We start from the raw sequence: 23695 nt of genomic DNA on the forward strand, positions 1-23695 counted from the left end.
TCCTTAAATTGCGCCGAGAATATTACGCATAATGCTGTCGTATTTCTGGATAAAACGGTTTAACGCTTCAATAGCAGCGTTGTAACGAGAACTAACATCATTTAAACGCGTGGTTTTTTCCTGGACAGTATTGTTTAGTGGATTTACGCGATCATTGACCGAAGTAGAAAAGTTGGCCAGTTTGTTATTATCCTTATTATATTCATACGAGGTCGCCAGACCACTCATAGCCCCACTTTGCTTGTTGGAGCTTTCTAAAAAGTCCTTAATGGAGAGGTCTGGTGATCCTTTAGATGTATTGATTAGCAACTTATATTCAGCACTTTTCTCAAAAGTGGCCTTATCACTAAAACCATACTTCTCATGTTTCAGCAGATCGAAAGATTTACTATCATTAATAGAGAGAGTCCCATTAACTGCTAATTTCGCATTAATCTCCGACTGAATAACACTGTAAACCTTTAGCTCTGCGGTCAATGCTGCCAATTCATCACGCAACTCAAGTCGTTTTTTATCATGACCTAGCATGACAGAGATAAAGACTTCAGTGACATCATCATCAAGACGATCCGGCGTTAAATTAAAATGAACCGCAGCTAGGAAATCCCTTAATGTCCAGTCTTTTTTTAATGTCGGGTTATTCAAGAAGGATTTAAGATTCTCGATTCCATTCTTTATTTGGCTATCGAAGTGACCACCCTTAACAACCGCATCTGCTGGCAGGAAATAGGCAATCACTTTTTTCAGGAGCTCTTCATCGTCAGTAATAGTCTTTGTATCAAACTTTACCGTATCCATAGCCGGATCATATTTTGCTTCAATCTTGATCTTATTTTTACTAATAAGCCCAACTAATTTATCAAGCTCTGAAGATCCGGAACCTTGTAATTCTTGCAGAGAAACCTTCTCCAGATCTGCTAAGAAAAGCTGTGGATCATTTTGATATGGCCTAATTTCCATCTTTAAATCCTTATACAATAATGCCACGCATACGAGGTGGCCGACGGAGACGCTTTCCCTCTTCCAAAGAGTGAGAATGACTGCTTCGTAAGCGATTAACTTCTGTCAGCAGTTCCTGCTCGGCATCCTGAACCAAAAAAGTATCAGCATGACCAAACAGCGCTGTACCTACATTTGGGTTGATACCAAGAGACTGCCACATCTCCTGTAACAATTGCAGTCTGTGATCACTGTCCTTAATGGCTTCTTCAGCTGCTTGCAGTACTTTGGCATTGGGTTCCTCTTGCATCAGTGACTCCTATAATAAAGGCAGATATTGATTCTTCCTGTCAGAGTTAGACTTTTTTTTGTTGTTTTCTCATCTGATGTAACGAGATAACACGACTGGCTTCTAACTCGAACCAGCCAGGCGCCACCTCGCTCGCGCCTGTCCAGCGGTAGTAGAATCGGGCCAGACGTTCATCATTAAGGGGTGAATCAGCCAGAGTATTAACTTGACCATAAAGCCGACTACCCGATCCAAGCACTTCTATAGCGGCTGTTGCCAACAGATAAAGGGGAGCAAATGGATTAGCAAGTCCCCGGCGCTGCCGGGTACGACGTAACATGACAATCCAAACTCGCGGTGCATCATAGCGCCAGGCAATTTCACAGCCTTCACTCCACACACGCCAGCCAAGAGGAATTGGACTATTCCCCATACAGTGAGGCTGCACCGAATAACCACGATCCTCAAACCAAGACGTAAGCGGGTCATAATTCATAGACAAACCCTACCGAGAGGTTGGATATTAATCTGTTGAGTCAACTCCTGATACGAGAGCACTGGCAAACCGTGGTGATCACCTTCAATTAACTTGCGCACATAGCGGCGAATATCCATTGATACGATCAACACCGGCTTATTCTGCATCTGCGTTAAATCACCCACCGTTTTTTTCATCTGTTCAAGGAAACTTTGCGTCACCGCCGGGTCCAGCGCCAAATAACTCCCTGCGCTCGTCTGGCGAATACCTCCCCGAATCTGCTCCTCGACTTGCTGATCCAACAGATAAGCGGGCAGGATGTTATTGCCGTTAGCATACTTGTAACAGATATAACGCTTGAGGCTACTGCGAATATATTCCGTCAACTGCACCACATCTTTCTCCTTTTGCCCCCATACCACCATGGCTTCAAGAATCGCACGTGTATTGCGAATAGAGATATCTTCTCCCACCAGCCGTTGCAATATCTCAGTCATCCGTTGCAATGGGATGATGCGCATGGCCTCCTTGACCAACTCGCCATAGCTGCCCTCCATCTGCTCCAGAAGATAACGGGTTTCCTGCACACCAATAAAATCTTCGGCATACTCCCGCAACACATGTGACAAATGCCAGGTGATCACCTGAGACATCGACAAAACCGCCATTCCAGACTTAGTTAAACGTTCCTGATGTACTTCAGCCACCCACAAAGTAGGCTGATTAGGTAACAGTGGCTCGCCTTCCTCATAAGGGATAGCCAACAATTCCAACTGACTAACTGGTTCCTGTACCAGCAGATGTTCTGAACGCAGCCGACCACGGGCGACGGGTACTTCTTGTAGCTGGATCAAGTACTCTCCCTGCTTCATACCCTCATTAAAGCGTAAGTGGATACCTGGAAAGGGTACTCCCAAGTCTAAATAGAGGGCACGTCGTACCCGTATTAATTCATCGTTAAGCGAAATGGCTTCCAACTCAGCCTGTAATCCGGCATCCACATCAATAAGTAAAGGAACCGTCATCGCGAATTCTTCTTTCTCACCGAGCTTCCCGCCTTTAGCTTTACTGCCAACCTTAGGCTTAGATTTGGCTGCCGGGGCACCCGCTCCTTGAGCTAACAGGCTGGGAAGATCAGCTTGCTGACTAACATTGGCTTGCCGCTGACGCTGGAGCAGGAAATAACCCCCACCAGTCACCACCAGCGCAAGCATAAAAAAGATTAATGTCGGGAACCCGGGAATAAGACCAAACAACACCAATAAAAAACCACCAATCAGTAGCGCCTTTGGTTGAGCAATGACCTGTTCGCCAATCTCATTACCCAAATCTGAGGAATCTTCCGACGAAACCCGGGTAACAATGATACCTGCCGTGATGGCAATCAGCAGAGCCGGTACCTGAGAAACCATGCCATCACCCACGGTCAAAATGGCGTAGAGCTGCAATGCATCAGACGCTGACATTCCCTTCTGAGTAACGCCTATGGTTATTCCGCCCAGGATGTTGACAAAGATGATAAGGAGACTGGCAATAGCATCACCCTTAACAAATTTCATCGCGCCATCCATTGAACCAAACATCTGGCTCTCTTTCTCGATAATGCTACGCCTCTCCCTGGCCTCATTGACGTCGATAACTCCCGCACGCATATCTCCATCAATGCTCATCTGCTTACCAGGCATGGCATCGAGGGAAAAACGCGCGCTAACCTCAGCCACACGCTCGGAACCTTTGGTAATGACGATAAATTGTACGATGGTAATGATCAAAAAGATCACTATCCCCACGATCAGGTTTCCACCAACCACAAAATTACCAAAGGTATAAACAATCTTCCCAGCGTCAGCCTGCAAGAGGATCATCCGGGTGGTACTGATTGAAAGCGCCAGACGAAACAGGGTCGTCACCAGCAATACCGCAGGGAAGGCAGAAAACTGCAAGGGGGAGTTTATATAAACCGCCATCATCATTAGTACGACAGAGATGGTTATATTAATGGCGATCAGAATGTCCAGCAGGAAAGGAGGAAGTGGCAAAATCATCATGAAGACAACTGCCAGCAATAAGATTGCCAGCATAATATCTTTGCGCTCGCCGATCCGGCTTAATAACTCAAGCCCGCGATTCATAGTTCGGTCCCTTGAGAGAGATAACTCTGATAAGCACTACGTGCTTCTTTCAGGTTCCCTTCCTGTTGACAAGCGCGGCTGACACAAAGCCAAAGAGCCTCACTCTGCTCGCCCTGATCCCGTAAGAGAGCGCAATGTTCTTTCGCCACGCTCCCTTGTTGCAGTTTAAGTAATGAAACCACCAAAGCACGGCGTCCTTCCTGATGTTCAGGATGCAAAGCCAGCAATGCATCCAATAAAATACGGGCTCGGTCAGGGTGACCGTACTGGAGTTGAAGCCAGCCGAGCAGCAGCAAAGCACTTTGCTGTTTAGAACTAAGAGTCATGGTTATACCTTGTGCAACAGGTGCAGAGCCATCTGCAACAACTGTTCATCTTGATTCATCTTTTCCAGCAGAGAGACAGCATGCTGTACCCTGATGTCATCACCTTGTTGCAAAGTTGCACGCAAGCTACTGACAGCCTGACGGAAGTCATGGGGACGTAACAGAGAGTGAAACCCATCTTGTGGGCAGGCAAAGGCCAACAAAGCCTGATCAGCTTTATTGGCAGGATAAAGACGTGCAGAGTGAGTCTCAACGGATTGACCATCGGGCAATAACGCATAGCGATCAGGCAAACCAATCTCTATCTCTTCCCGGCTGATCGCCGTCAGTTGCTCAATTCCTATATGGGCGGAAGCAATTCTACTCACGAAGCGAGCACCTCACGCTGTACTCTTAGCAAGGAGCGAAATGCCTGATGCAACAAAGGCAACGTTATATGCCGTTCATCTAATGTCACAAACAACAACAAGCGATCTTCCCCCAGCCAGCCACAACGCAAGGGCAGTTCTGGCCCTTGACCGCTAAAGGTGAGTAACATCGCCTTAACCATCGCGTCTCTCCCCTGATGCCAGGGAATTTCACGGGCTAGCCAAAGCGTTAATGATCCACCATAGCGCTCAATCTGTAACGTGCCAGAATATTCAAAATCGATTTGGATCAAGGGACTGGAAGCATCAGACATCTCCATACCCAAATCCTGACAAAACTGGAGCAATTGTGGCTCTATCCAGTTCATGATGCTCCCTCTCCTGACCACAATTCGTCTTCTTCCCTTTCAATTGCTGTATCAAGCGCCAGTTGACAAGAATTAAGCAGGTTTTGCCGCTGCTCTTCATCACTGAACACTTCCACCGGAATCAATCGAATCAATCGCTTCAACTCCCGGTAAAAATGAATTTGAGTTTGGCTGTTCTGCAATTCCAAAGCATGACCGAGCATTTCAACATCCCGCACATTGGCCCAGCGCTTCTCAAGCAGAGAAACGACATCACCCATAAGGTCAGAAGGCCCGTATGCCATGATTTTCCCCCTTTACCACGCTTTGCCATAACTGCTCAACCTGAACCGACAAGCTGTTAAGCAGACGAAGCTTATGCATGTCACTCATCACACGTTCCAGCTTAATAGGATCAAGTTGTCGCGGTTGGCTGTCTAGATCAGCGCTCAGGGCTTTCATGATGAATCCTGTCACTTCCATCAGGGAGCTGCTCTTGAAATTGGCCTGGATATCTCGCCAGGCCGCTGACAGCCCTTGATAATCCATAACGGCATCACGATAGATGTTACGCAATGCCTGCAAACTACCAACTCCATCTCCGGCTGCTGCCGTGGCATCAGGAGTAATGCGGGCGCCTAACTCGATAGCAATACCTTGCTCTTGCGCTAAACGTGACAACTCCTGTTCAACCAATGTCAATATGGCACGTGCCTCTGGCCTGCCTGCCAACGCATCACGGGCCTGACTCAGCGCATAGAATTGCTCACTCACTTCTCCAGAGAAACTTTCCAGATAAGCCTGCAACTGAGCAATATTAGTTAGTTGGCTGCTATTTAAATGAGAGATCAACGCTTTAACCTTTTGTTGACGCTCCAGATCCGGCACTTTCTGCAAGTATTCACCCACCAACGCCTCAATTTCCCTCACCCTGGCATGTCCATCGCTAACTTTACGTCTGGAGAGCGGCATATCCTTGCGTTCCGAAAATGCAAAAGTAAGCTCTTCGGCCGCGTCAGCAAAAGACTGGGATGCAGTAACCAGTACCACTTTCTCTCCCTGAAACTGACCGACCCTAGCCTGCTCCTGTTGTGCTGTAATCCCGGCATCAGGTTCTGACAAAGTTACCGAATGGAGATGATTCTGGATAATATCCATAGCCTATCCTGTCATATCAGAGTTAATAATGGACAAATTATAAAGGTACCGTCCCGGCGCCTATGCCAAAATCAGCCGCGAATTTTTAGCAAAACCCGCCGTAAACTATCGCCAAGGACAGAATTCATCGTTATCTGCCCACTGAAGCTGATGTAAGATGCATCAAGCATGTGAACCGGGAAGCTTCACGGCTCAAAGTTGGGAATAGCTACGCAAACTCCAACCATTTTCTAAAAACTCCCGACTCAGGTTGCAATCTCTTCCCCTTTCCCTTCTTTATAGTACTTGCAGCAGAGGTTATATAAACGATCATGAAGCTTTCCCTTGACCATATTCCCGGCCAAATGAGCCACGCTATTAATGAATGTCGACTAATTCAGATTCGCGGCAGGGTTACTCAAGTCACGGGTACATTACTTAAGGCTGTCATCCCCGGAGTGCGGATAGGTGAGCTTTGCCATTTACGCAATCCTGACAATACGCTATCCCTCCTAGCAGAGGTGATTGGGTTCCAACAACATCAAGCCCTATTGACACCACTTGGCGAAATGTTTGGCATTTCTTCAAATACTGAAGTAAGCCCAACCGGAGCCATGCATCAGGTTGGCGTAGGTGATTACCTGTTAGGACAAATCCTTGACGGACTGGGTAATCCATTTTCCGGCGGACAGTTGCCGGAACCACAAGCTTTGTATCCGGTTTATCGGGATGCTCCGGCGCCCATGAGTCGTAAACGGATTGAGCACCCGCTCTCACTCGGCGTGCGGGCTATTGACGGCTTGCTAACCTGTGGTGAAGGTCAGCGTATGGGAATTTTTGCCGCTGCGGGCGGTGGCAAAAGTACGCTGTTATCTACGTTGATTCGTAACGCCGAAGTTGATGTTACTGTGCTAGCGCTCATCGGTGAACGTGGCCGCGAAGTGCGGGAATTTATCGAATCGGATCTGGGCGAAGAAGGACTGAAACGTTCAGTGCTGGTAGTCGCTACCTCAGATCGTCCAGCGATGGAGAGGGCTAAGGCAGGATTTGTCGCGACCTCAATCGCTGAGTACTTCCGTGATCAAGGCAAACGTGTACTCCTGCTGATGGATTCCGTGACCCGTTTCGCCCGCGCGCAACGAGAAATAGGTCTGGCTGCCGGCGAACCGCCAACCCGACGAGGTTACCCACCGTCAGTCTTCGCGGCATTACCACGATTAATGGAACGTGCGGGTCAATCTGACAAAGGATCAATTACTGCCCTTTACACTGTATTAGTGGAAGGGGATGACATGACAGAACCCGTAGCGGATGAAACCCGCTCGATCCTTGATGGTCACATTATTTTGTCACGCAAGCTGGCTGCGGCTAACCATTATCCAGCTATTGATGTGTTACGTTCCGCCAGCAGGGTGATGAACCAGATTATCACTCCTGAACACCAGGCTCAGGCGGGTTTGTTACGTCATTGGCTGGCTAAATATGAAGAAGTTGAGCTTTTGTTGCAGATCGGAGAATACAAAAAGGGGCAAGATCCCGTTGCCGACAATGCCATTGCACACATTGAAGCAATACGTAGTTGGTTGCGCCAAGGCACTCATGAAACAAGTGATTTGCCGCAAACTTTAGCACTCTTGCAGCAGATAACGAAACAATGATTAACCGTTTACAACGTATAAAAGCACTACGTGTTGAACGCGCTGAACGACATTTTTCCCTGCAACAAATGAAACTTCAAACGACACGTCAACACCATAAACAGGCTTTGCAAGCCTCGCAAGATTACTGTCAATGGCGAATAGCAGAAGAGCAACGTCTTTTTAAACTGTGTCAAGGCCAACCCATTGACCGCAAAGGTCTTGAACGCTGGCAACAGCAAGTTGCCCTGTTACGCGAAAATGAAGCTCAGTTGGAAAAGGAAGTTGCTGAAATGGCCGAAAAAGTGGAACTGGAACTGCGTCAACTACAAGAATGCCAACGTGTACTGCACCACGCACGTCAGCAGCAGGAAAAATTTAACGAATTGGGTCGCCAGGAACAAGAGGCGATCCGTGTCCAAAACGAATGCCAGGAAGAGCGGGAACAAGAAGAGTTCCATCGCCAACAAGAAAGGGTGTAAAACAGAAAAGCATGAACCCACTGACAGCTATCGGCAAAGGTGTCCCCTCCCTACCAACGTCCCCCACAACGGCAGACACAGATTTGCAGCGCCGTTTCGAGCAGGCTATCGCCACTCATACCAACAATACACGTCAGTCAACAACAAAACGGGCAGACCAACTATTAACCGACCCGGCCACAAACAGCGCAACAGCGGATCTACATTTCACGCATGACGCAAATGAGGAACTTCCTCCATTCGCCTCCACGCACCATGCAACTGATGACCCGCACAAACACACCTTACCACTGCCATACCATAACCCCTCTTCTTTTTCACATAGGAGAGAAGAGAACCAAGCTAATCTGGAGCAAGAAAAAGAGTCCCAAGAACCTGATATACGGGCAAACTCTCTGGCAGCATCTGACCTCCCAGTGCACGCTCCCAATCTTGAGCCAGCCAATATGACACCTGCGGTTGTGCCTCATCCAGACACAGCAATTATCTCTGCGCATAAAGACATACACAACAAACCAATATCCCTTTTAGTAACTCAGGAAACGCCTGACATATTCGCATCCCAGACAGACACACAACAGGTCATCCCTCATCCATTACCAGGCCAATATGTACCCGCACAACCTCAAAATCAGAAGAAAAGCTTATTGGCCTCTGTTGATCGTCTCAATGAGATCGCTATCGAGATAAAAGAGTCTCTGTCAACACCCGGTATCCTGACGAACCAACCCGCTCTGAACACGCTATCTGCTGACCTAAAACCGGTTGATATCATGTCCTCTGTTGCGGTCTATCCTGACACAGCAGCTATTCCTGCACGGAAAGATGCAAACGATGAACCAGTATATTATGCAGTGGCGCAAACAATGCCCGGCATATCCAGATCTCAGCTAAATACACAAGAGCAAGACATACTTTCCCGCCAGCAGGCAGGTCTGGCTCTTCCTGTTCCTAATGCTAATGAAATCTGCATCACGGAAAAAAAGATCCTTACTGAAATCGAGACGTACCATTTATTGGCATCAAAGCCAAAAGAATCTGACATTCAGTCCTCCTATCCTGGTGAATCAGACGGGAAAATGCCCTTCTTTCCACAAACACAGCTCCTCCCAGGCGAGCGCATACTCGCTACAATGCAAGCAACCTCAACTATTTCCCCACTTCTGGAGGCGCTGGTCGATAAATTGAGTGTGGAGATCAGTATCGAACTAACACGGCAGCAACGTCCGCCAACATTACATCTGACACTCCCTAATCTGGGTGCTCTTGAGATTCAACTAACCAATGAGAATGGCAAACTTCAAATAGAGATTTTGGCAAGCCCGGCAGCCCAACAACAACTGAAGCAGGCACGCTTTGAGTTGCTTGAACGTCTACAGCTCCTTTATCCAACACAAACCGTCGAACTCTCTCTCCCGTCTCAAGCGGATAGCGAGCACGGATCACGCCAGAGTCGCAGCGTATATGAAGAATGGAAAAATGATGCATGAATAGCCTGACCTTACCCAAAGTCTCATTGGAAGAATTGACTCTGCGTCAAACCCTGAGCCGTCATCAGCAACAATTTAACTGGGCTGATGGTCATCTCACTCTGAATATCGTTTCTCCTCCCCGAACGCTGGACAAAGTCCTGATCGCCCACTGGAAGGGACATACTTTCTCTTTTTACTGCCATGCAACCGAGCTGGCTCTGTGGCTCGCCCCCGATCTACAACGGGCAGATCTGGCTTCACTCCCTCAGGATCTGCTGCTGGCACTGATGGAATATCAAAGCAAAGCACTACCAGATCTGTCATGGTCCGCACTGCAAACCACGTCAGAACTCTCTTTATCAACCTGCTTATTACTACGCCTTGAGCGGCCAGGCGCCACATTACCACTCTGGTTACCAGAACCCTCGCCCTTACTTGCCATATTGCCAAAACGCCAACCAAGCGAGTACTTGCCCATTCCACTACAACTGTCTCTGCAATGGGGGACAATAAGCCTGACTTTAGACGAGTTTCATACCCTGGAACCAGGGGATGTACTGCTACTGCCCCCACAGCAACAGCCAGATGCCCCTCTGTTAGCCCATCTGGAAGGGCGACCTTGGGCCTACTTTAAATACCATGAACATAAACTGGAGTTAATCACTATGCACACTCTCTCTCCTGACACTCCTGACAGTACGCCGGTAACGGACTTAAACAGCCTAGAAGTTCATGTCAGTTTCGAAGTTGGTCGTCAGACCTTGGATTTACATACGCTTACCAGTCTGCAACCCGGTTCATTACTCGATCTTGGTGTTCCGCCAGACGGTGAGGTACGTATTCTCGTCAATCAGAAATGCCTCGGTTCAGGGCGGTTAGTGGATATTCAGGGACGTTTGGGTGTAAGGGTTGAACATCTCTTTACGGAGAAACAACCATGATTCAACTACCAAACGAGTTGGATCTTATCATCGGGCTAGCCTTATTGGCTCTGCTCCCCTTTATTGCCGTCATGGCCACCTCTTTTCTCAAACTGGCAGTGGTATTTTCTTTGCTACGTAATGCCCTGGGTGTACAACAAATTCCCCCCAATATGGCTATGTATGGATTGGCAATTATCCTCACTATCTATGTCATGGCCCCGGTGGGTTTCGCTACTCAAGATTATCTGCGCCAGAATGAGGTTTCATTCAGCAACTCAGAATCGGTAGAAAAATTTATGGAAGAAGGAATAACACCTTACCGGAACTTTCTTAAACAACATATTAAACCCAGTGAGCGCACCTTCTTTATTGATAGCACCCGACAGATTTGGCCAAGCCGATATGCTGACCGGTTGGAACCAGATAGCCTGCTAATCCTGCTGCCAGCCTTTACAGTCAGTGAATTAACCCGCGCATTTGAAATTGGGTTTCTTCTTTATCTGCCGTTCATTGCAATCGATCTGATTATTTCTAATATTCTGCTCGCTATGGGGATGATGATGGTTTCCCCCATGACCATCTCTCTTCCCTTCAAGTTGCTGCTATTTGTCCTGCTTGATGGCTGGACACGCCTGACACACGGCCTTGTCACCAGTTATGGAGCCTGAATATGAGTAATGCTGATATTCTGCACTTCACCAGCCAATCTCTCTGGCTGGTATTAATTCTTTCCCTGCCACCGGTATTAATGGCTGCCGCAGTGGGAACACTGGTTTCATTGATCCAGGCACTCACCCAAATACAAGAACAAACTCTGGGTTTTGTCATTAAATTAATTGCGGTCATTATTACCTTGTTCGCCACGGCTACCTGGCTTGGCAACGAGCTCTACAGCTTCGCCAACATGGCCTTTCTCAAGGTGCCACTAATCAAATGACCCTACCAGAGCTCCAGCAACAAATCCTTGCTTACACCCTGCTGTTACCCCGCATTATGAGCTGTTTTGTGATATTTCCTGTACTCAGCAAACAGATGCTGGGTGGTGGAATGATTCGCAACGGTGTGGCTTGTTCACTGGCCCTCTATGCTTATCCAACAGTAGCAGATACCGCCCTGCCGGCATTTGGTAGCTTGGAATTGACGCTGTTGCTCGGTAAGGAAGTCTTGCTTGGTATGCTAATCGGCTTTATCGCTTCCATTCCATTTTGGGCCATGGAAGCCACCGGCTTTATTATAGATAACCAACGGGGAGCAACCATGGCTTCGGTACTTAACCCATCTCTGGGAAGCCAAACTTCACCTACAGGTCTGCTATTGACTCAAACTTTGATTACGCTTTTCTTCTCCGGCGGCGCTTTTCTTAGTCTGCTTGGCGCCCTATTTCAGAGTTACAACAGTTGGCCGGTAGCTCAGTTTTTTCCCCACATTACCAGCCAGTGGATCAGTTTTTTCTACGGCCAGTTCAGCTATCTGCTGCAACTTTGCGCCCTGATGGCTGCCCCTTTATTAATTGCCATGTTTCTTGCAGAGTTTGGGCTGGCACTGATTAGCCGTTTCGCCCCGTCTCTCAATGTTTTCGTATTGGCGATGCCAATCAAGAGCGCCATTGCCAGTCTGTTATTGGTTCTCTATATCCGATTACTGATGCATCATGCTTATGATAAGGTGTTGTTAACGCTCTCTCCTGTGCGCATGTTAATTCCTGTCCTGGAGGCGCCATGAGTGGAGAAAAAACTGAACAGCCTACTCCCAAGAAACTCAGAGATGCCCGTAAGAAGGGCCAGGTAACCAAAAGCAACGAAGTAGTATCGACCTCCTTAATCCTGGGGCTGATCGGCATGATAATGGTCATGTCCGAATACTATTTGGAACATCTGAGTAAACTGATGCTAATTCCGGCCAGTCTGCTGGAGAAACCCTTTCCTCAAGCTTTCAATCATGTCGTTGAAAACCTGATGCAGGAACTGGTTTACCTCTGCCTGCCAATTTTGAGCGTTTCCGCTTTGCTATCATTAGCATCACACCTTGCCCAATACGGCTTCCTGTTGAGTGGGAATTCCATCAAACCTGATATCAAAAAGATCAACCCTGTTGAAGGGGCCAAAAGAATCTTCTCTATCAAGAGCCTGATGGAATTCGTCAAATCAATACTCAAAGTGACACTGCTCTGTATCCTAGTCTGGGTTACCCTGGAAGGTAATCTACAGGCGCTACTGTACCTGCCGGAGTGTGGGACAAGATGTATTATCCCTGTGCTCGGTATGATGTTGACCCATCTAATGACCGTATGTGGTATCGGGTTTATCGTGATTTCTATTGCCGATTATGCCTTCGAGCACTACCAACATATCAAGCAGCTCAGAATGAGCAAAGACGAGATCAAGCGCGAATATAAAGAGAGTGAAGGCAGCCCGGAGATCAAAAGCAAGCGGCGCCAATTTCACCAAGAATTACAATCAAGCAATATGCGCGCCAGCGTCAAGAATTCATCAGTGATCGTCGCCAACCCAACTCACATTGCCGTCGGTATCCGCTACAAGAAAGGAGAGACACCTTTACCTCTTATTACGCTCAAGTTTACTGATGCGCAGGCCCTGCAAGTCCGGCGTATCGCCGAAGAGGAAGGTATTCCAGTATTACAGCGAATCCCTCTCGCACGGGCACTTTATCAGGATGGCCTCATCGATAACTATATCCCCGCTGATCTCATTCAAGCCACCGCAGAAGTTTTACGCTGGCTGGAACAGTGGCAAGATCGCTCTCCTGAGCCGTAATCTACCCTCAAATAGCGCTTTTTGAGATGTAAAATGCACTATATTGACCGCGCTGTAAGTCAATGTTCGCTATGTGTCGATCATTCCCAGCAGCTCAGTATTTAAAATTTATTCAGTTTATAACGCACTGAACCCCCTTTCCGAAGTAACTTGATAAAAACTCGACTCAGGTTCACTTCTTAATTCATTGCGACCAAACCACATAATTATAACAAATTTAAGATAAATAAAGATGACTACTGATAGCTCAGTGTTCCTTAAACGATATTATAATAAACAATCCAATTCAGTTAGATTGATTCTTTTTATCGATTGATAAAATCGTTCAAACTAGATTTGAATTTCTTATCAAGTGATCTACTATTATGCAAGTATGCGAGGGTTATTTGAGCTATTAGATCTTGTTGCACACTGACTTCTGCGCCTTTTAATCAATTAATTCTCAGATGACCATGACAATAATTGACGTATTTTGAATCATCCATACATTATCTGAATAAAAAGGAGAAAAATAATAATTGAGACAAAATAAAAAGCCCAACTTATGATTCAGCATGAGGAATCTACAGGCAATCTTTACTATGTAAAAAGAATTGATCGCTTTTCATCTGTCATTTATAAAATGTGAGAATAATACTATTATTCAGATCGAGAGCATTAATATGCTACCAGAAGAAAAACCGTTTTAATTAAAAAGCCTTATAACTCGCTATCCCGTTAAACACATAAAACTATTCTTCCTGTCTATTGCAGGTAGTAAAACCAAAGAAAACATATATTTAATATCAATAAGAATAACGTAATTTATATTTTTTTAAGACAACACCAATAGATCCAGGACAATAAAATGAACGGCATCACAACATCAGGGAAGGGAATGGATATCACTCTATTCCAGAGTAGCATGCCTGCCTTCAACGTTATAGAACATCATCAGGAAGGGATATATATCCTGCTCGAAGGTGAAATGACATGGCAGGACAGCACCAATACCTACGATATCTCTCATAACGAACTGCTTTTTGTTCGTCGTGGCAGTTACGCAGCAAAAACGCGTAGTGATACCTGTAAGCTACTTTGGTTACCCCTGAGTACCACTTTCCTCCACGGTTTTCTGCAACGTTTTGGTACTCTGCTCAGCGAAGTCGAGCGGCATAATGTGCCAACACCCGAGTTGATTGCATTTACCTCATCTCCGCTATTATCCCAGAGTGTTAGTGGGCTGGTTGATCTATTGGCTCATGATTACCCCCCAGCTTTGGGTCAATTAAGAACAGAAGAATTGCTATTGTTAATGTCTTTTGAGGAACAAGGGATTCTTCTCATGTCAGTATTACGACAACTGAGCAACCGCCAGGTAGAACGTTTACAGAGCTTTATGGAAAATCACTACCTCAAAGAATGGAAACTCAGCGAATTTGCTAAAGAATTCGGCATGGGATTAACCACTTTCAAGGAGCTATTCCGCTCCGTATACGGCATATCACCACGAGCCTGGATCAGTGAGCGCCGTATTCTTTATGCACATCAGCTACTACTCAATAGCGAGATGAGTATTGTTGATATCTCAATGGAAGCCGGATTCTCCAGCCAATCCTACTTTACTCAAAGCTATCGGAGACGCTTTGATTGTACTCCCAGTCGTGCCAGGTATGGCAAAGAGTAACGATTGGCTAAAATAATCTGACGTTTTTTACAAGTTAACCATTGGCCTGACAGATAAAATAAGGCCATTCCTAATCTAATCGACAAGAGTGACTAGCAGCAAGATGAGCATAGCATGAGCCAGCAAGACCATAATCAGACTCGAACCAGCATGTTTCTCGGCCGCAAGATCTCTGTCATGCAGTCTGGGATTCCGCGCCGAGAACAGTTGCTCGGAAAATCACCGTCTATTCAGTACCAGAATAGAGACATTATCAATAACCAACAGTTTGTTCTGTTACAACGCCTTTTGCCCAGACATCTTCTGGAAAGCTTAATGAAATCTGTTTGGTTTCGCAGACGGCTAAATTGTGGGCAAGCTTTGAAACGTAATGACCTGCAACAGCTAATCAGAGCGGCGGCAAAATCAGAATGTGGCTGGGACACGGTACTGGGTGACCACATTAACCTAGCCGACAGGCATCTTTTACAACATTGGGTACTACAGCCACTATTTGATTGGTGGCTCCGCCTGCTAGAACCAGAAATAGAACTCTGGTTCATCGAACTTGATCAGTTGCAGATTCAAGAACGGCAACTGCGTGCTAAGGCGCATTTTTGGCAACAGGTTGAAAACGTATCATCTCAATGCCGAGAACAACACTCTCAAGAGGTTATATCCTTGCAAACAGCGCTCAACCAACGCAAGCAACTATTAGAAAAACTGCTGTTGACAGCGGAAAACCAGGCCCATGAAGCATGGCCCAACTGGTTTACCGGTCTGGATGCACTCCAGACCGATGACAATCTTACCGTTTTCACCCCGGTTCCTGAAGTACTGTCTCCCTGCTGGACATGGTTGACCACTTTAAAGTACGACACAGAAGCTGCTATCCACTTGAAACAATGGCTCTGCTCTCGCGTCCTGTGCTTGCCACAGGACAGTTTTTATTGGCAATCGACGACGACCTAATCATTAGAGGAAACATGCAAACTCTACTCAATCATTTGGCCAGTCGCCTGGGCCAGAAACCTTTTGTTTCCGACAAACGAGGGCATTACCATTTGCACATTGATAACTACAACCTGTTTCTTCGCCAACAAGGAACTGAATTTGTGTTATCCAGCCCTCTAAACTGGCGCCATAACCCAAAAGATCCATCAGGCACTGAACAACTGAAGACACTGTTGCAACAAGTCACTCGTTGGGGACGTCATACTCCCCACGCATTAACCCTAGATGAATCAGAGAATCTTATTCTGGAGGCTCGCCTTGATCCTGACAATTTGGATGTTCAAATCCTGGAACAGATGCTAACTATGCATGTCGATTTATTGGGACAAATTATGGAATTATTATCGGAAACGCAATCTTCCCCTCAATGGAAACAAGTAATATGGCAGCCATGAAACAGTTCCAACGGCTGTGCCGTTCCTTACTGTTGTCGTTGAGTATCAGTAGCGTGATGCTCTCTTCGGCTTTTAGCCAGGATCTGGATTGGCTGCCCATGCCTTATGACTATCTGGCAAAAGGAGAAAGCTTGCGGGATGTGCTGGTTAATTTCGGCGCTAACTATGACGCATCAGTGGTTGTCAGCGATAAGGTGACCGATCAGGTTAACGGCCATTTTGAACAAAATGGCCCTCAGGAATTCCTGCAACATTTATCCTCTCTCTATAACCTAGTCTGGTATTACGATGGGAGTGTGCTTTATGTATTCAAAAACAGTGAAATACAATCGCGTCTCCTTAAGCTTGAACAAACCAACGCAACAGAGCTACAGCAAGCCCTGAAACGTTCCGGTATTTGGGAACCCCGCTTTGGCTGGCGTCCAGATGCAGGTAACCAACTGGTGTACATATCAGGCCCTCCCCGTTATCTTGAACTGGTCGATCAGACTGCGTCCGCACTGGAACAGCAATCACTGCTGCGTAGCGAAAAAACCGGAGCGTTAACAGTAGAAATTTTCCCTCTAAAATACGCCTCAGTCACAGACCGTCAGATCCAGTATCGTGATAGCAATATTGAGGCGCCTGGCATTGCCACTATTCTCTCCCGCCTGCTCAGCGATGCCAATGTGACGACTGTCACTGGTGAAACAGCATCGTCTATGGGAGGAAACCATTCAAGCCGTGCTGTTGTACAGGCAGAACCGTCCCTAAACGCAATCATTGTACGTGACACCCCGGAAAGGATGTCCATGTACGCACATTTAATCAACGCACTGGACAAACCCTCTGCACGTATTGAAGTTGCACTTTCCATCGTCGACATCAACGCTGACAACCTTTCTGAACTGGGTGTCGACTGGCAGGTAGGCATCAATACCGGACCTCGCCATCTTATCGATATCACCACTACTAGGGAGAAAAAGGAAAAAGGGGAGAGCATCGGCTCAGCGGCATTGGGTAGCTTAGTTGATCGCCGTGGCTTGGATTATCTACTAGCTAAAATAACCCTGTTAGAGAGTAAAGGCAGCGCTCAGGTAGTCTCCCGCCCGACGCTTTTAACTCAGGAGAATACTCAAGCGGTCATTGACCACAATGAAACCTACTACGTAAAAGTTAATGGTGAACGGGTTGCCGAGCTTAAAAGCCTCACCTATGGCACGATGCTGCGCATGACTCCCAGAGTCATCCAAATCGGAGATTCTCCTGAAATCAGTTTGAGTCTTCACATTGAAGATGGTAACCAGAAGCCCAACAGTTCAGGCCTGGATGGCATTCCGACTATCAGCCGAACCATTGTTGATACCGTTGCCCGGGTTGGGCATGGGCAAAGCTTACTGATCGGCGGCATCTACCGTGACGAGATGAGTGAAACCCAGCGCAAAGTGCCATTTTTAGGCGATATCCCCTATCTGGGTGTTTTGTTCCGCAGTACCACTGAACAAGTTCGACGATCAGTACGACTATTTATTATTGAGCCACGGCTGATTGATGGTGGGATAGCTCATTATCTGGCTCTTGGCAACGGACAAGATCTGCGCCATCGGTTACTGGCAACACAAGATCTCTCTAATCAGAGCGTTTCTCTGAGTAAAGTACTGGCTGGCGCGCAATGCCAATCTTTATCCCCGGCCCGTCAAGTGCAAGAAACGCTACGGCAAGCAGGTAAAAGCTCATTTTTAGCCCCATGCCGAATGGGCAAGGCTTATGGATGGCGAGTCATTGAACAACAATGTTCACTTAAGGATACCTGGTGTGTTCGTGCGCAAGATAAGGCGATCAGATGAGTTGGAAAATTCGCTTCTACCGCGGACTGAATAAAAGTATTGAGGTCAATCTAGCCGAAGGGCGCTTAGCCATCGGCTCGGATCCCTTACAAGCAGATATCGTTCTGGTAGATGAAGATGTTGCTCCTGTGCACCTCATCTTAGAAGTAGAATCAGACTCAATCCGCCTGTTGGAATGGGCCGGTGAAACAGTACCAAGTCAGAATGGTGAATCCCTATCACCGGGGGTTTCACTACAAGCACTGGCTCGCCAAGAGGCGGGGCCGTTACTATGGGCTTTCTGTGACCAACAACAGACATTCCCAAATCAACTCGCTGAACCGGCGGTAACACCACACCAGCGCCCTGCCCGGCAAAATCGTAGCCGGGCTGCCGGCGGGATGCTGATACTCTGTTTGGTGTTGGCACTCGGCTTTTTGGCTCTGCTTGGACATGAAGGATGGCAAAGGCATAACCCATCCCATGGTATGGCCGAACAGGAACTACGCCGTTTCCTTAATAACGATTCAGCCTATCGTCAGGTTAATGTACAAATGATGCCCAATAATGAGCCGTTGCTGCTCAAAGGTTACGTGAACTTCAACCATCAACGATTGGCACTGCAACAGTATCTTGATACTCACTCTCTCAATTATCGGCTGGAGCTACGTACCATGGAGGAATTACGTCAGGGGGTGGATTTCATTTTACAAAAATTAGGCTATACCCAGGTCCAGAGCGGCGATGGCAAACTACCCGGTTGGATCCGTCTTACGGGAGAATTAACTGATCCTGATCAACAATGGAATGACATTGAGTCACTGCTCAAACGTGATGTTCCGGGTCTACTCGGTATAGAAAACCAGACGCGGCTAACTGGCGGCCATCTCAAGCGGCTGGATATGCTATTGGCTAAACATGATTTACCCAACTCGCTGACCTATCAGGATAAAAGCGATCGTATCGAATTCACAGGTCAATTAGATGAACTCCAGACTCATAATTTCTACCGCTTACAACAAGTATTCAAGCAAGAATTCGGCAACCGACCAACACTGGTATTACTGAATAACAACCGGCTCTCCCGCAATGATGAACTCAATTTCGACGTCCGGGCGGTTTCTCTGGGACGTGTGCCTTACGTGGTACTAAAAAATAACCTGCGTTATCCCGTTGGAGCAACAACAGAAAATGGTTTGAGGATCGAAGCTATCCGTCGAGACGCTATTGTTATTATCAAAGGTGAGCAGCAATTTATCGTCAAACTTAACAGGAGCCCAGCTTTATGATGACATCCTTGGAGGCACGACTGTTTGGTGCTGATCCCACTTATGTCAACGAAATTCAACACCGCCTCTCTCAGGCGCTGAACGATATCAAACAACGCCTGAGACGTGGGGGTTCTGTACAAGAATACCAACAATGGCAGCAGGAGGCTGACGCCATTCAAGCTGCAATCACAATACTTAACACAACAGAAGGAGACCATCATGGCTCAGATTTTTAGCCACACAGGCACAGTCAATACACTCGATCAGGTTGGTACTCAACTTAATGGGAAAGCCGACGAGGCCAACACCGAAGTTAGTAATGCAATCACCGCACTAAAAAACGGTCCAGATAACCCCGCCTTGCTAGCTGAATTACAGCACAAAATTAACAAGTGGTCAGTCATCTACAATATTAACTCTACCGTCACCCGGTCCATGAAGGATCTGATGCAGAGCATATTACAGAAGATCTGATTATGACAACACGTTCACTCAAAGGGCTACTGGCAGATATTGCTCTGGTTGGAAGCGGCCACCACTGCCATAACGAAGCCAATATTATTGCCAATTGGCTGCTATTAAGCGAAGAAGGGCAAGAAGCCGCAAACCTGATTCGGCTCTCTTCTCTGACGAACCAAGGCAAATATCAACAGGCTCTGGATTTTGGCCGGGATCTTCCCTGGCCCAGTCTGGAACCCTGGTTGGCTTTGTGTGAATGGCGTCTGGGGCTAGCATCAGCCCTGGAACAAAGGCTGACGCGAATGGCGGGCAGTGACGATCCGCAATTGTTGTCCTTTGTCGACGGTATGCGAGAACAACTGACCCATGAATAGGATCGAAGGACCATCTTACAACATCCCGTCGCAACCAACAGCACAGCCTTCGGTCAGCGTTGTGCACAAGCACGACTTTGAACAGGCACTGGAACTCATGCCAGATCAGCAGACGCTGAAAGAGCGGCAACAACGCTGGATACAAGGAGCATCTCTGGAAGAAGTTTTAGGTGACTTCAATCCGACAACCCAGCAAAAAATCGTCTGGCAATGGCATCAGACCTTATCAACTGATAGCCAGCCCTCCCAACGTGCTCAGTTAGAGGGCAAACTTATTGCCCCAGTACAAGAACATCTGTGGTCGCAGTTCGGCGGCCTGACATTACCCGTCAAGCCACAACTGGATTTACCAGAACTCAGAGCGATTGTTCGTGAATTCGCGCCCACAGGTCGACAACAGGAAACTGTCCTTCTCAAAGTACTCGGCGAGATTAAATCTCTAGACGGTAATGAGTACCTGAGTGACCTAATCCGACGTGAGTTGCAGACACTTATCCCCCGTAACGGTATGGTGGATAACCTGATCCGAAACTCACACAAACTCGATTTGGAGGAATAATGGACCTGCCACAAATAAGCGAGACACTGATAACCAGCCTGGATGAACTCAACACACCTCAGGCCAGCGCCGAAAATATTGCACATTTTGAACTGGCTATGTCCAATCAAGATCAGGGGCTTGAAAACAACCTGATCAGCGAGTTGGGCCAGTATAAACAACAACTTACTCAGGCTAAACAAGATCTGGAAGCACAGCTGGCAGTCCCCGGCAGTGATCCCAATAGCTTGATGCAAATGCAATGGTCTCTAATGCGGATTACCCTGCAAGAAGAGCTGATTGCCAAAACAGTAGGACGATTGAATCAAAACGTTGAAACCCTAATGAAAGCCCAGTGAGGAGCCGTGAAGAAACACCCTATAATCTGCATCCTGTTAGCTGTCCTCATGCTGACAGGATGTAAAATCGAACTCTATACTGGAGTTAGCCAAAAAGAAGGCAACGAAATGCTGGCCTTGCTCAGGGAAGCAGGAATTTCCTCTGATAAGCAACCAGACAAAGATGGCAATATCAAGCTGTTAGTCGAAGAATCCGATGTCGCACAAGCTGTTGAAGTGCTAAAACGCAAAGGGTATCCACGGGAGAACTTCTCCTCTCTACAGGATGTCTTCCCTAAAGACGGCCTGATCTCCTCACCGGTAGAAGAGCGGGCGCGGCTCAACTTCGCCAAAGCACAAGAGATTGCCCGAACGCTTTCTGAGATCGATGGCGTACTCGTAGCACGGGTACACGTGGTCTTACCTGAGGAGCAAGACAGACTGGGTAAAAAGTTATCGCCGGCCTCTTCTTCTGTGTTTATCAAACACGCAGCTGACGTTCAACTCGATACTTACATTCCCCAGATAAAGCAACTGGTCAATAACAGCATCGAAGGATTGAGTTATGACCGCATTAGCGTCGTATTAGTCCCTGCGGCGGGCGTGCGTCAGGTACCGTTAGCACCACGCTATTCCACACTATTTTCTATCCAGGTTACTGAAGAATCACAAGGCCGCTTGATTGGAATTCTGGTTTTATTGTTGGCCTTGTTATTCATCAGCAATCTGGCTCAGTTCCTGTGGCACCGAAGCAGGATGCAATAATGGTAACAACATTAACACCCTACCAATTTCGGTTTTGCCCTGCCAGTTATATTCATGCGGACCATCTATCACCAGATTGGCTTTCAGTCTTGTCCTCCCTTCCTGAATGGCGTAGCTCTCCCAGAGTCAATGGGCTACTGTTGACTCAATTTGACCTGAATGTGGATTACGAGTTACCCGCCGGATTGGGAAACATTGCCTTACTGGAGCAATCATACTTAGAACAACTTTTTACCTGGCTGGGAGCTTTACTTCACGGGCAAGCTATTCGCCATTGCCTGTTGGCGGCAGAACTTCGCCATTTACATGACGCGCTTGGGAGAGAGGGACATCACTTTTGCTTAAAGTACCTCGACATCATTATCGGCAACTGGCCGACTGGTTGGCAACGTTCATTGCCACCAGAAATCAATGCGAATTATTTTCGTACCTGTGCCTTACAGTTTTGGCTAATGGCCATGGAACCACTCCCTGCCGATTTCGCCAAACGCCTGAGCTTACGGCTTCCCCCTAATAACAATTCCTCTGCCTGGCCTATCAGCCAGGCAGAACGACCACTGGCACAGGCATTGTGTCTCAAACTGGCTAAACAAGTGAATACAGAATGTTACCTTTTATTAAAATAACAAAAGAACATCTTCAATTTTCTCCTGAACTTCTGATATTACGTAAAGCAGACTATCAAATCTGCCTCAGCGCCCAGTCTCTACTTGATGCCGCCCAGATCCAGGCTCAGGAAATTGAACGTGAAGCTCAGACCGTTTATGAGCAACAAAAAGAGTTAGGCTGGCAGGCCGGTATTGATGCTGCCCGCACAGAACAAGCCAATTTGATTCACCAAACCCAGCTCCAATGTCAGCAATATTACCGACAAGTCGAGCAACAAATGAGCAATGTGGTATTGCAAGCTGTTCGTAAAATCCTGAAGAATTATGACCAGATTTCCCTTACCTTACAGGTGGTTCGTGAAGCCCTTTCATTAGTCAGCAACCAAAAACAGGTCATCCTGCGAGTTAATCCTGAACAGGCCACAGCAGTACGCGAACAGATATCCCGGGTACATAAAGACTTTCCTGAGATCGGTTACTTAGAAGTCACAGCGGATGATCGCCTCGATCAAGGCGGCTGCATTCTGGAAACAGAAGTCGGGATCATTGATGCCAGCTTAGATAGTCAACTCGACGCACTCATGTCCGCCATTAACAATCAATGGCAGAATTGACTATTTCGTCATTATAATAGAGTGAAATTTTGACAAAACATTTTGATTCACTCTATCTGATATCTAGGCTTATATTCCCTTATCCGTAAGATAATCCGGTATACATTTCTCTTGCCGGATTTGTTCTATAATAGGCTGGGAATAACATGTAACATTTTGGCGGGTACACATACGAAAAACCCGCAATTAAGCGGGTTTTTACTTATTAACGACGTTAACTGCTCAGGATATTACCTTCATCGCTATTGTAAAGTCGTTAATGAATTTAAGCAGTTAAGTTAAATCAAGATAATACGATAACATTTACTGCTGATGGACCTTTAGCACCATTCTCAATAGAGAATGAAACTTCCTGTCCTTCTTCCAGCGTTTTGAAATTATTGCTCTGAATTGCAGAATAATGAACAAAAACGTCTTTGCTACCATCTTTCGGAGAAATAAAGCCAAAACCTTTATCGTTATTAAACCATTTTACTGAACCAGTCATTGCACTAGACATAGAATTTTCCTTTAATTTTATTTAAGTTGCCATAAGGCATATTAGGTCTGTTTTTCAGTTTTACTT

The 23695-nt window shown here is 46.8% G+C and carries 31 protein-coding genes; 21 read left to right on the plus strand and 10 right to left on the minus strand.

Going from position 1 to position 23695, the window contains the following annotated elements; all coding sequences use genetic code 11:
- Positions 1-3 precede the first annotated feature (3 nt).
- The 9 genes from ABR397_RS09060 to sctW are packed head-to-tail and all read right to left on the minus strand — an operon-like array spanning position 4 to position 6037.
- The gene (locus ABR397_RS09060; protein WP_350305454.1) at positions 4-960 is read right to left on the minus strand and encodes a virulence-associated V antigen; all 957 of its coding nucleotides are present in this window, start codon (positions 958-960) and stop codon (positions 4-6) included.
- 10 nt (positions 961-970) lie between these two features.
- Entirely contained in the window at positions 971-1249 is a 279-nt protein-coding gene (locus tag ABR397_RS09065; RefSeq protein ID WP_350305455.1) for an LcrG family type III secretion system chaperone, read from the minus strand.
- Positions 1250-1295: 46 nt separating this feature from the next.
- Positions 1296-1724 (minus strand): LcrR family type III secretion system chaperone, encoded by a 429-nt coding sequence (locus tag ABR397_RS09070; RefSeq protein WP_350305456.1) that lies wholly within the window; start codon positions 1722-1724, stop codon positions 1296-1298.
- A complete protein-coding gene (sctV, locus tag ABR397_RS09075; protein ID WP_350305457.1) occupies positions 1721-3838 on the minus strand; it encodes a type III secretion system export apparatus subunit SctV in 2118 nt (705 codons plus the stop codon). Before sctV ends, ABR397_RS09070 begins: the two co-directional genes overlap by 4 nt.
- Positions 3835-4164, minus strand: coding sequence for a type III secretion system chaperone SctY (sctY, locus tag ABR397_RS09080; RefSeq protein ID WP_350305458.1), 330 nt, complete (start codon positions 4162-4164; stop codon positions 3835-3837). Before sctY ends, sctV begins: the two co-directional genes overlap by 4 nt.
- Positions 4165-4166: 2 nt before the next feature.
- On the minus strand, positions 4167-4532 hold the full coding sequence (sctX, locus tag ABR397_RS09085) for a YscX family type III secretion system protein SctX (protein WP_350305459.1): 366 nt from the start codon (positions 4530-4532) through the stop codon (positions 4167-4169).
- Positions 4529-4900 (minus strand): type III secretion chaperone SycN, encoded by a 372-nt coding sequence (gene sycN, locus ABR397_RS09090; RefSeq protein WP_021323774.1) that lies wholly within the window; start codon positions 4898-4900, stop codon positions 4529-4531. Before sycN ends, sctX begins: the two co-directional genes overlap by 4 nt.
- Complete coding sequence (locus ABR397_RS09095) at positions 4897-5184, minus strand: TyeA family type III secretion system gatekeeper subunit (protein ID WP_350305460.1); 288 nt, start codon at positions 5182-5184, stop codon at positions 4897-4899. Before ABR397_RS09095 ends, sycN begins: the two co-directional genes overlap by 4 nt.
- Positions 5165-6037 carry a type III secretion system gatekeeper subunit SctW gene (sctW, locus tag ABR397_RS09100; protein ID WP_350305461.1) on the minus strand — a complete coding sequence of 291 codons (873 nt, stop codon included), beginning with the start codon at positions 6035-6037 and terminating at the stop codon, positions 5165-5167. The genes ABR397_RS09095 and sctW overlap by 20 nt, the downstream gene beginning before the upstream one ends.
- A 311-nt stretch (positions 6038-6348) precedes the next feature.
- On the opposite strand from sctW, the gene sctN reads away from it, so the two are divergent.
- The 21 genes from sctN to ABR397_RS09205 all read left to right on the plus strand — a co-directional run bounded on the left by sctN (position 6349) and on the right by ABR397_RS09205 (position 23130).
- Positions 6349-7674 carry a type III secretion system ATPase SctN gene (sctN, locus tag ABR397_RS09105; protein ID WP_021323777.1) on the plus strand — a complete coding sequence of 442 codons (1326 nt, stop codon included), beginning with the start codon at positions 6349-6351 and terminating at the stop codon, positions 7672-7674.
- Positions 7671-8135: a type III secretion protein gene (locus ABR397_RS09110; RefSeq protein WP_350305462.1), complete on the plus strand. Its 465-nt coding sequence runs from the start codon at positions 7671-7673 to the stop codon at positions 8133-8135. The genes sctN and ABR397_RS09110 overlap by 4 nt, the downstream gene beginning before the upstream one ends.
- Positions 8136-8146: 11 nt before the next feature.
- The gene (locus ABR397_RS09115; RefSeq protein ID WP_350305463.1) at positions 8147-9625 is read left to right on the plus strand and encodes a type III secretion system needle length determinant; all 1479 of its coding nucleotides are present in this window, start codon (positions 8147-8149) and stop codon (positions 9623-9625) included.
- Positions 9622-10548 carry a type III secretion system cytoplasmic ring protein SctQ gene (gene sctQ / locus ABR397_RS09120; RefSeq protein WP_350305464.1) on the plus strand — a complete coding sequence of 309 codons (927 nt, stop codon included), beginning with the start codon at positions 9622-9624 and terminating at the stop codon, positions 10546-10548. The genes ABR397_RS09115 and sctQ overlap by 4 nt, the downstream gene beginning before the upstream one ends.
- Positions 10545-11198, plus strand: coding sequence for a type III secretion system export apparatus subunit SctR (sctR, locus tag ABR397_RS09125; RefSeq protein WP_350305465.1), 654 nt, complete (start codon positions 10545-10547; stop codon positions 11196-11198). Before sctQ ends, sctR begins: the two co-directional genes overlap by 4 nt.
- A 2-nt stretch (positions 11199-11200) precedes the next feature.
- Positions 11201-11467 (plus strand): type III secretion system export apparatus subunit SctS, encoded by a 267-nt coding sequence (gene sctS, locus ABR397_RS09130; RefSeq protein WP_021323784.1) that lies wholly within the window; start codon positions 11201-11203, stop codon positions 11465-11467.
- Positions 11464-12252 carry a type III secretion system export apparatus subunit SctT gene (sctT, locus tag ABR397_RS09135; RefSeq protein WP_350305466.1) on the plus strand — a complete coding sequence of 263 codons (789 nt, stop codon included), beginning with the start codon at positions 11464-11466 and terminating at the stop codon, positions 12250-12252. The genes sctS and sctT overlap by 4 nt, the downstream gene beginning before the upstream one ends.
- Positions 12249-13304 (plus strand): type III secretion system export apparatus subunit SctU, encoded by a 1056-nt coding sequence (gene sctU / locus ABR397_RS09140; protein ID WP_350305467.1) that lies wholly within the window; start codon positions 12249-12251, stop codon positions 13302-13304. Before sctT ends, sctU begins: the two co-directional genes overlap by 4 nt.
- 847 nt (positions 13305-14151) lie before the next feature.
- The gene (locus ABR397_RS09145; RefSeq protein WP_350305468.1) at positions 14152-14970 is read left to right on the plus strand and encodes a helix-turn-helix transcriptional regulator; all 819 of its coding nucleotides are present in this window, start codon (positions 14152-14154) and stop codon (positions 14968-14970) included.
- 114 nt (positions 14971-15084) lie between these two features.
- Positions 15085-15921, plus strand: a complete 837-nt coding sequence (locus ABR397_RS09150) for a T3SS regulon anti-activator ExsD domain-containing protein (protein ID WP_350305469.1) — start codon at positions 15085-15087, stop codon at positions 15919-15921.
- A gap of 14 nt (positions 15922-15935) precedes the next feature.
- Positions 15936-16358: a YscB family type III secretion system chaperone gene (locus tag ABR397_RS09155; protein WP_350305470.1), complete on the plus strand. Its 423-nt coding sequence runs from the start codon at positions 15936-15938 to the stop codon at positions 16356-16358.
- Positions 16346-18184, plus strand: a complete 1839-nt coding sequence (gene sctC, locus ABR397_RS09160; RefSeq protein WP_350305471.1) for a type III secretion system outer membrane ring subunit SctC — start codon at positions 16346-16348, stop codon at positions 18182-18184. The genes ABR397_RS09155 and sctC overlap by 13 nt, the downstream gene beginning before the upstream one ends.
- Positions 18181-19452, plus strand: a complete 1272-nt coding sequence (sctD, locus tag ABR397_RS09165) for a type III secretion system inner membrane ring subunit SctD (RefSeq protein WP_350305472.1) — start codon at positions 18181-18183, stop codon at positions 19450-19452. Before sctC ends, sctD begins: the two co-directional genes overlap by 4 nt.
- Positions 19449-19670 (plus strand): EscE/YscE/SsaE family type III secretion system needle protein co-chaperone, encoded by a 222-nt coding sequence (locus tag ABR397_RS09170; RefSeq protein WP_350305473.1) that lies wholly within the window; start codon positions 19449-19451, stop codon positions 19668-19670. Before sctD ends, ABR397_RS09170 begins: the two co-directional genes overlap by 4 nt.
- Positions 19654-19908: a type III secretion system needle filament subunit SctF gene (sctF, locus tag ABR397_RS09175; RefSeq protein ID WP_350305474.1), complete on the plus strand. Its 255-nt coding sequence runs from the start codon at positions 19654-19656 to the stop codon at positions 19906-19908. Before ABR397_RS09170 ends, sctF begins: the two co-directional genes overlap by 17 nt.
- Before the next feature lie 2 nt (positions 19909-19910).
- The gene (locus ABR397_RS09180) at positions 19911-20267 is read left to right on the plus strand and encodes a YscG family type III secretion system chaperone (protein WP_350305475.1); all 357 of its coding nucleotides are present in this window, start codon (positions 19911-19913) and stop codon (positions 20265-20267) included.
- Positions 20260-20826 (plus strand): YopR family T3SS polymerization control protein, encoded by a 567-nt coding sequence (locus ABR397_RS09185; protein ID WP_350305476.1) that lies wholly within the window; start codon positions 20260-20262, stop codon positions 20824-20826. The genes ABR397_RS09180 and ABR397_RS09185 overlap by 8 nt, the downstream gene beginning before the upstream one ends.
- Complete coding sequence (gene sctI / locus ABR397_RS09190) at positions 20826-21164, plus strand: type III secretion system inner rod subunit SctI (RefSeq protein WP_350305477.1); 339 nt, start codon at positions 20826-20828, stop codon at positions 21162-21164. The genes ABR397_RS09185 and sctI overlap by 1 nt, the downstream gene beginning before the upstream one ends.
- Positions 21165-21170: 6 nt before the next feature.
- Entirely contained in the window at positions 21171-21908 is a 738-nt protein-coding gene (gene sctJ, locus ABR397_RS09195) for a type III secretion system inner membrane ring lipoprotein SctJ (RefSeq protein ID WP_350305478.1), read from the plus strand.
- Complete coding sequence (locus ABR397_RS09200) at positions 21908-22534, plus strand: Yop proteins translocation protein K (RefSeq protein WP_350305479.1); 627 nt, start codon at positions 21908-21910, stop codon at positions 22532-22534. Before sctJ ends, ABR397_RS09200 begins: the two co-directional genes overlap by 1 nt.
- A complete protein-coding gene (locus ABR397_RS09205) occupies positions 22513-23130 on the plus strand; it encodes an HrpE/YscL family type III secretion apparatus protein (RefSeq protein WP_350305480.1) in 618 nt (205 codons plus the stop codon). Before ABR397_RS09200 ends, ABR397_RS09205 begins: the two co-directional genes overlap by 22 nt.
- A gap of 283 nt (positions 23131-23413) precedes the next feature.
- Here the strand turns inward: ABR397_RS09205 and cspE are convergent, their stop codons facing one another.
- Positions 23414-23629, minus strand: coding sequence for a transcription antiterminator/RNA stability regulator CspE (gene cspE / locus ABR397_RS09210; protein WP_046973791.1), 216 nt, complete (start codon positions 23627-23629; stop codon positions 23414-23416).
- Between the last annotated feature and the right edge of the window lie 66 nt (positions 23630-23695).

Source organism: Photorhabdus viridis, from assembly GCF_040256935.1.
Lineage (GTDB): Bacteria > Pseudomonadota > Gammaproteobacteria > Enterobacterales > Enterobacteriaceae > Photorhabdus > Photorhabdus viridis.

Coding starts and splice junctions, on each gene's coding strand:
- ABR397_RS09060 (WP_350305454.1), bottom strand. CDS start 960: ATGGAAATTAGGCCATATCAAAATGATCCACAGCTTTTCTTAGCAGAT.
- ABR397_RS09065 (WP_350305455.1), bottom strand. CDS start 1,249: ATGCAAGAGGAACCCAATGCCAAAGTACTGCAAGCAGCTGAAGAAGCC.
- ABR397_RS09070 (WP_350305456.1), bottom strand. CDS start 1,724: ATGAATTATGACCCGCTTACGTCTTGGTTTGAGGATCGTGGTTATTCG.
- sctV (WP_350305457.1), bottom strand. CDS start 3,838: ATGAATCGCGGGCTTGAGTTATTAAGCCGGATCGGCGAGCGCAAAGAT.
- sctY (WP_350305458.1), bottom strand. CDS start 4,164: ATGACTCTTAGTTCTAAACAGCAAAGTGCTTTGCTGCTGCTCGGCTGG.
- sycN (WP_021323774.1), bottom strand. CDS start 4,900: ATGAACTGGATAGAGCCACAATTGCTCCAGTTTTGTCAGGATTTGGGT.
- ABR397_RS09095 (WP_350305460.1), bottom strand. CDS start 5,184: ATGGCATACGGGCCTTCTGACCTTATGGGTGATGTCGTTTCTCTGCTT.
- sctW (WP_350305461.1), bottom strand. CDS start 6,037: ATGGATATTATCCAGAATCATCTCCATTCGGTAACTTTGTCAGAACCT.
- sctN (WP_021323777.1), top strand. CDS start 6,349: ATGAAGCTTTCCCTTGACCATATTCCCGGCCAAATGAGCCACGCTATT.
- ABR397_RS09110 (WP_350305462.1), top strand. CDS start 7,671: ATGATTAACCGTTTACAACGTATAAAAGCACTACGTGTTGAACGCGCT.
- ABR397_RS09115 (WP_350305463.1), top strand. CDS start 8,147: ATGAACCCACTGACAGCTATCGGCAAAGGTGTCCCCTCCCTACCAACG.
- sctQ (WP_350305464.1), top strand. CDS start 9,622: ATGAATAGCCTGACCTTACCCAAAGTCTCATTGGAAGAATTGACTCTG.
- sctR (WP_350305465.1), top strand. CDS start 10,545: ATGATTCAACTACCAAACGAGTTGGATCTTATCATCGGGCTAGCCTTA.
- sctS (WP_021323784.1), top strand. CDS start 11,201: ATGAGTAATGCTGATATTCTGCACTTCACCAGCCAATCTCTCTGGCTG.
- sctT (WP_350305466.1), top strand. CDS start 11,464: ATGACCCTACCAGAGCTCCAGCAACAAATCCTTGCTTACACCCTGCTG.
- sctU (WP_350305467.1), top strand. CDS start 12,249: ATGAGTGGAGAAAAAACTGAACAGCCTACTCCCAAGAAACTCAGAGAT.
- ABR397_RS09145 (WP_350305468.1), top strand. CDS start 14,152: ATGAACGGCATCACAACATCAGGGAAGGGAATGGATATCACTCTATTC.
- ABR397_RS09150 (WP_350305469.1), top strand. CDS start 15,085: ATGAGCCAGCAAGACCATAATCAGACTCGAACCAGCATGTTTCTCGGC.
- ABR397_RS09155 (WP_350305470.1), top strand. CDS start 15,936: ATGCAAACTCTACTCAATCATTTGGCCAGTCGCCTGGGCCAGAAACCT.
- sctC (WP_350305471.1), top strand. CDS start 16,346: ATGGCAGCCATGAAACAGTTCCAACGGCTGTGCCGTTCCTTACTGTTG.
- sctD (WP_350305472.1), top strand. CDS start 18,181: ATGAGTTGGAAAATTCGCTTCTACCGCGGACTGAATAAAAGTATTGAG.
- ABR397_RS09170 (WP_350305473.1), top strand. CDS start 19,449: ATGATGACATCCTTGGAGGCACGACTGTTTGGTGCTGATCCCACTTAT.
- sctF (WP_350305474.1), top strand. CDS start 19,654: ATGGCTCAGATTTTTAGCCACACAGGCACAGTCAATACACTCGATCAG.
- ABR397_RS09180 (WP_350305475.1), top strand. CDS start 19,911: ATGACAACACGTTCACTCAAAGGGCTACTGGCAGATATTGCTCTGGTT.
- ABR397_RS09185 (WP_350305476.1), top strand. CDS start 20,260: ATGAATAGGATCGAAGGACCATCTTACAACATCCCGTCGCAACCAACA.
- sctI (WP_350305477.1), top strand. CDS start 20,826: ATGGACCTGCCACAAATAAGCGAGACACTGATAACCAGCCTGGATGAA.
- ABR397_RS09200 (WP_350305479.1), top strand. CDS start 21,908: ATGGTAACAACATTAACACCCTACCAATTTCGGTTTTGCCCTGCCAGT.
- ABR397_RS09205 (WP_350305480.1), top strand. CDS start 22,513: ATGTTACCTTTTATTAAAATAACAAAAGAACATCTTCAATTTTCTCCT.
- cspE (WP_046973791.1), bottom strand. CDS start 23,629: ATGTCTAGTGCAATGACTGGTTCAGTAAAATGGTTTAATAACGATAAA.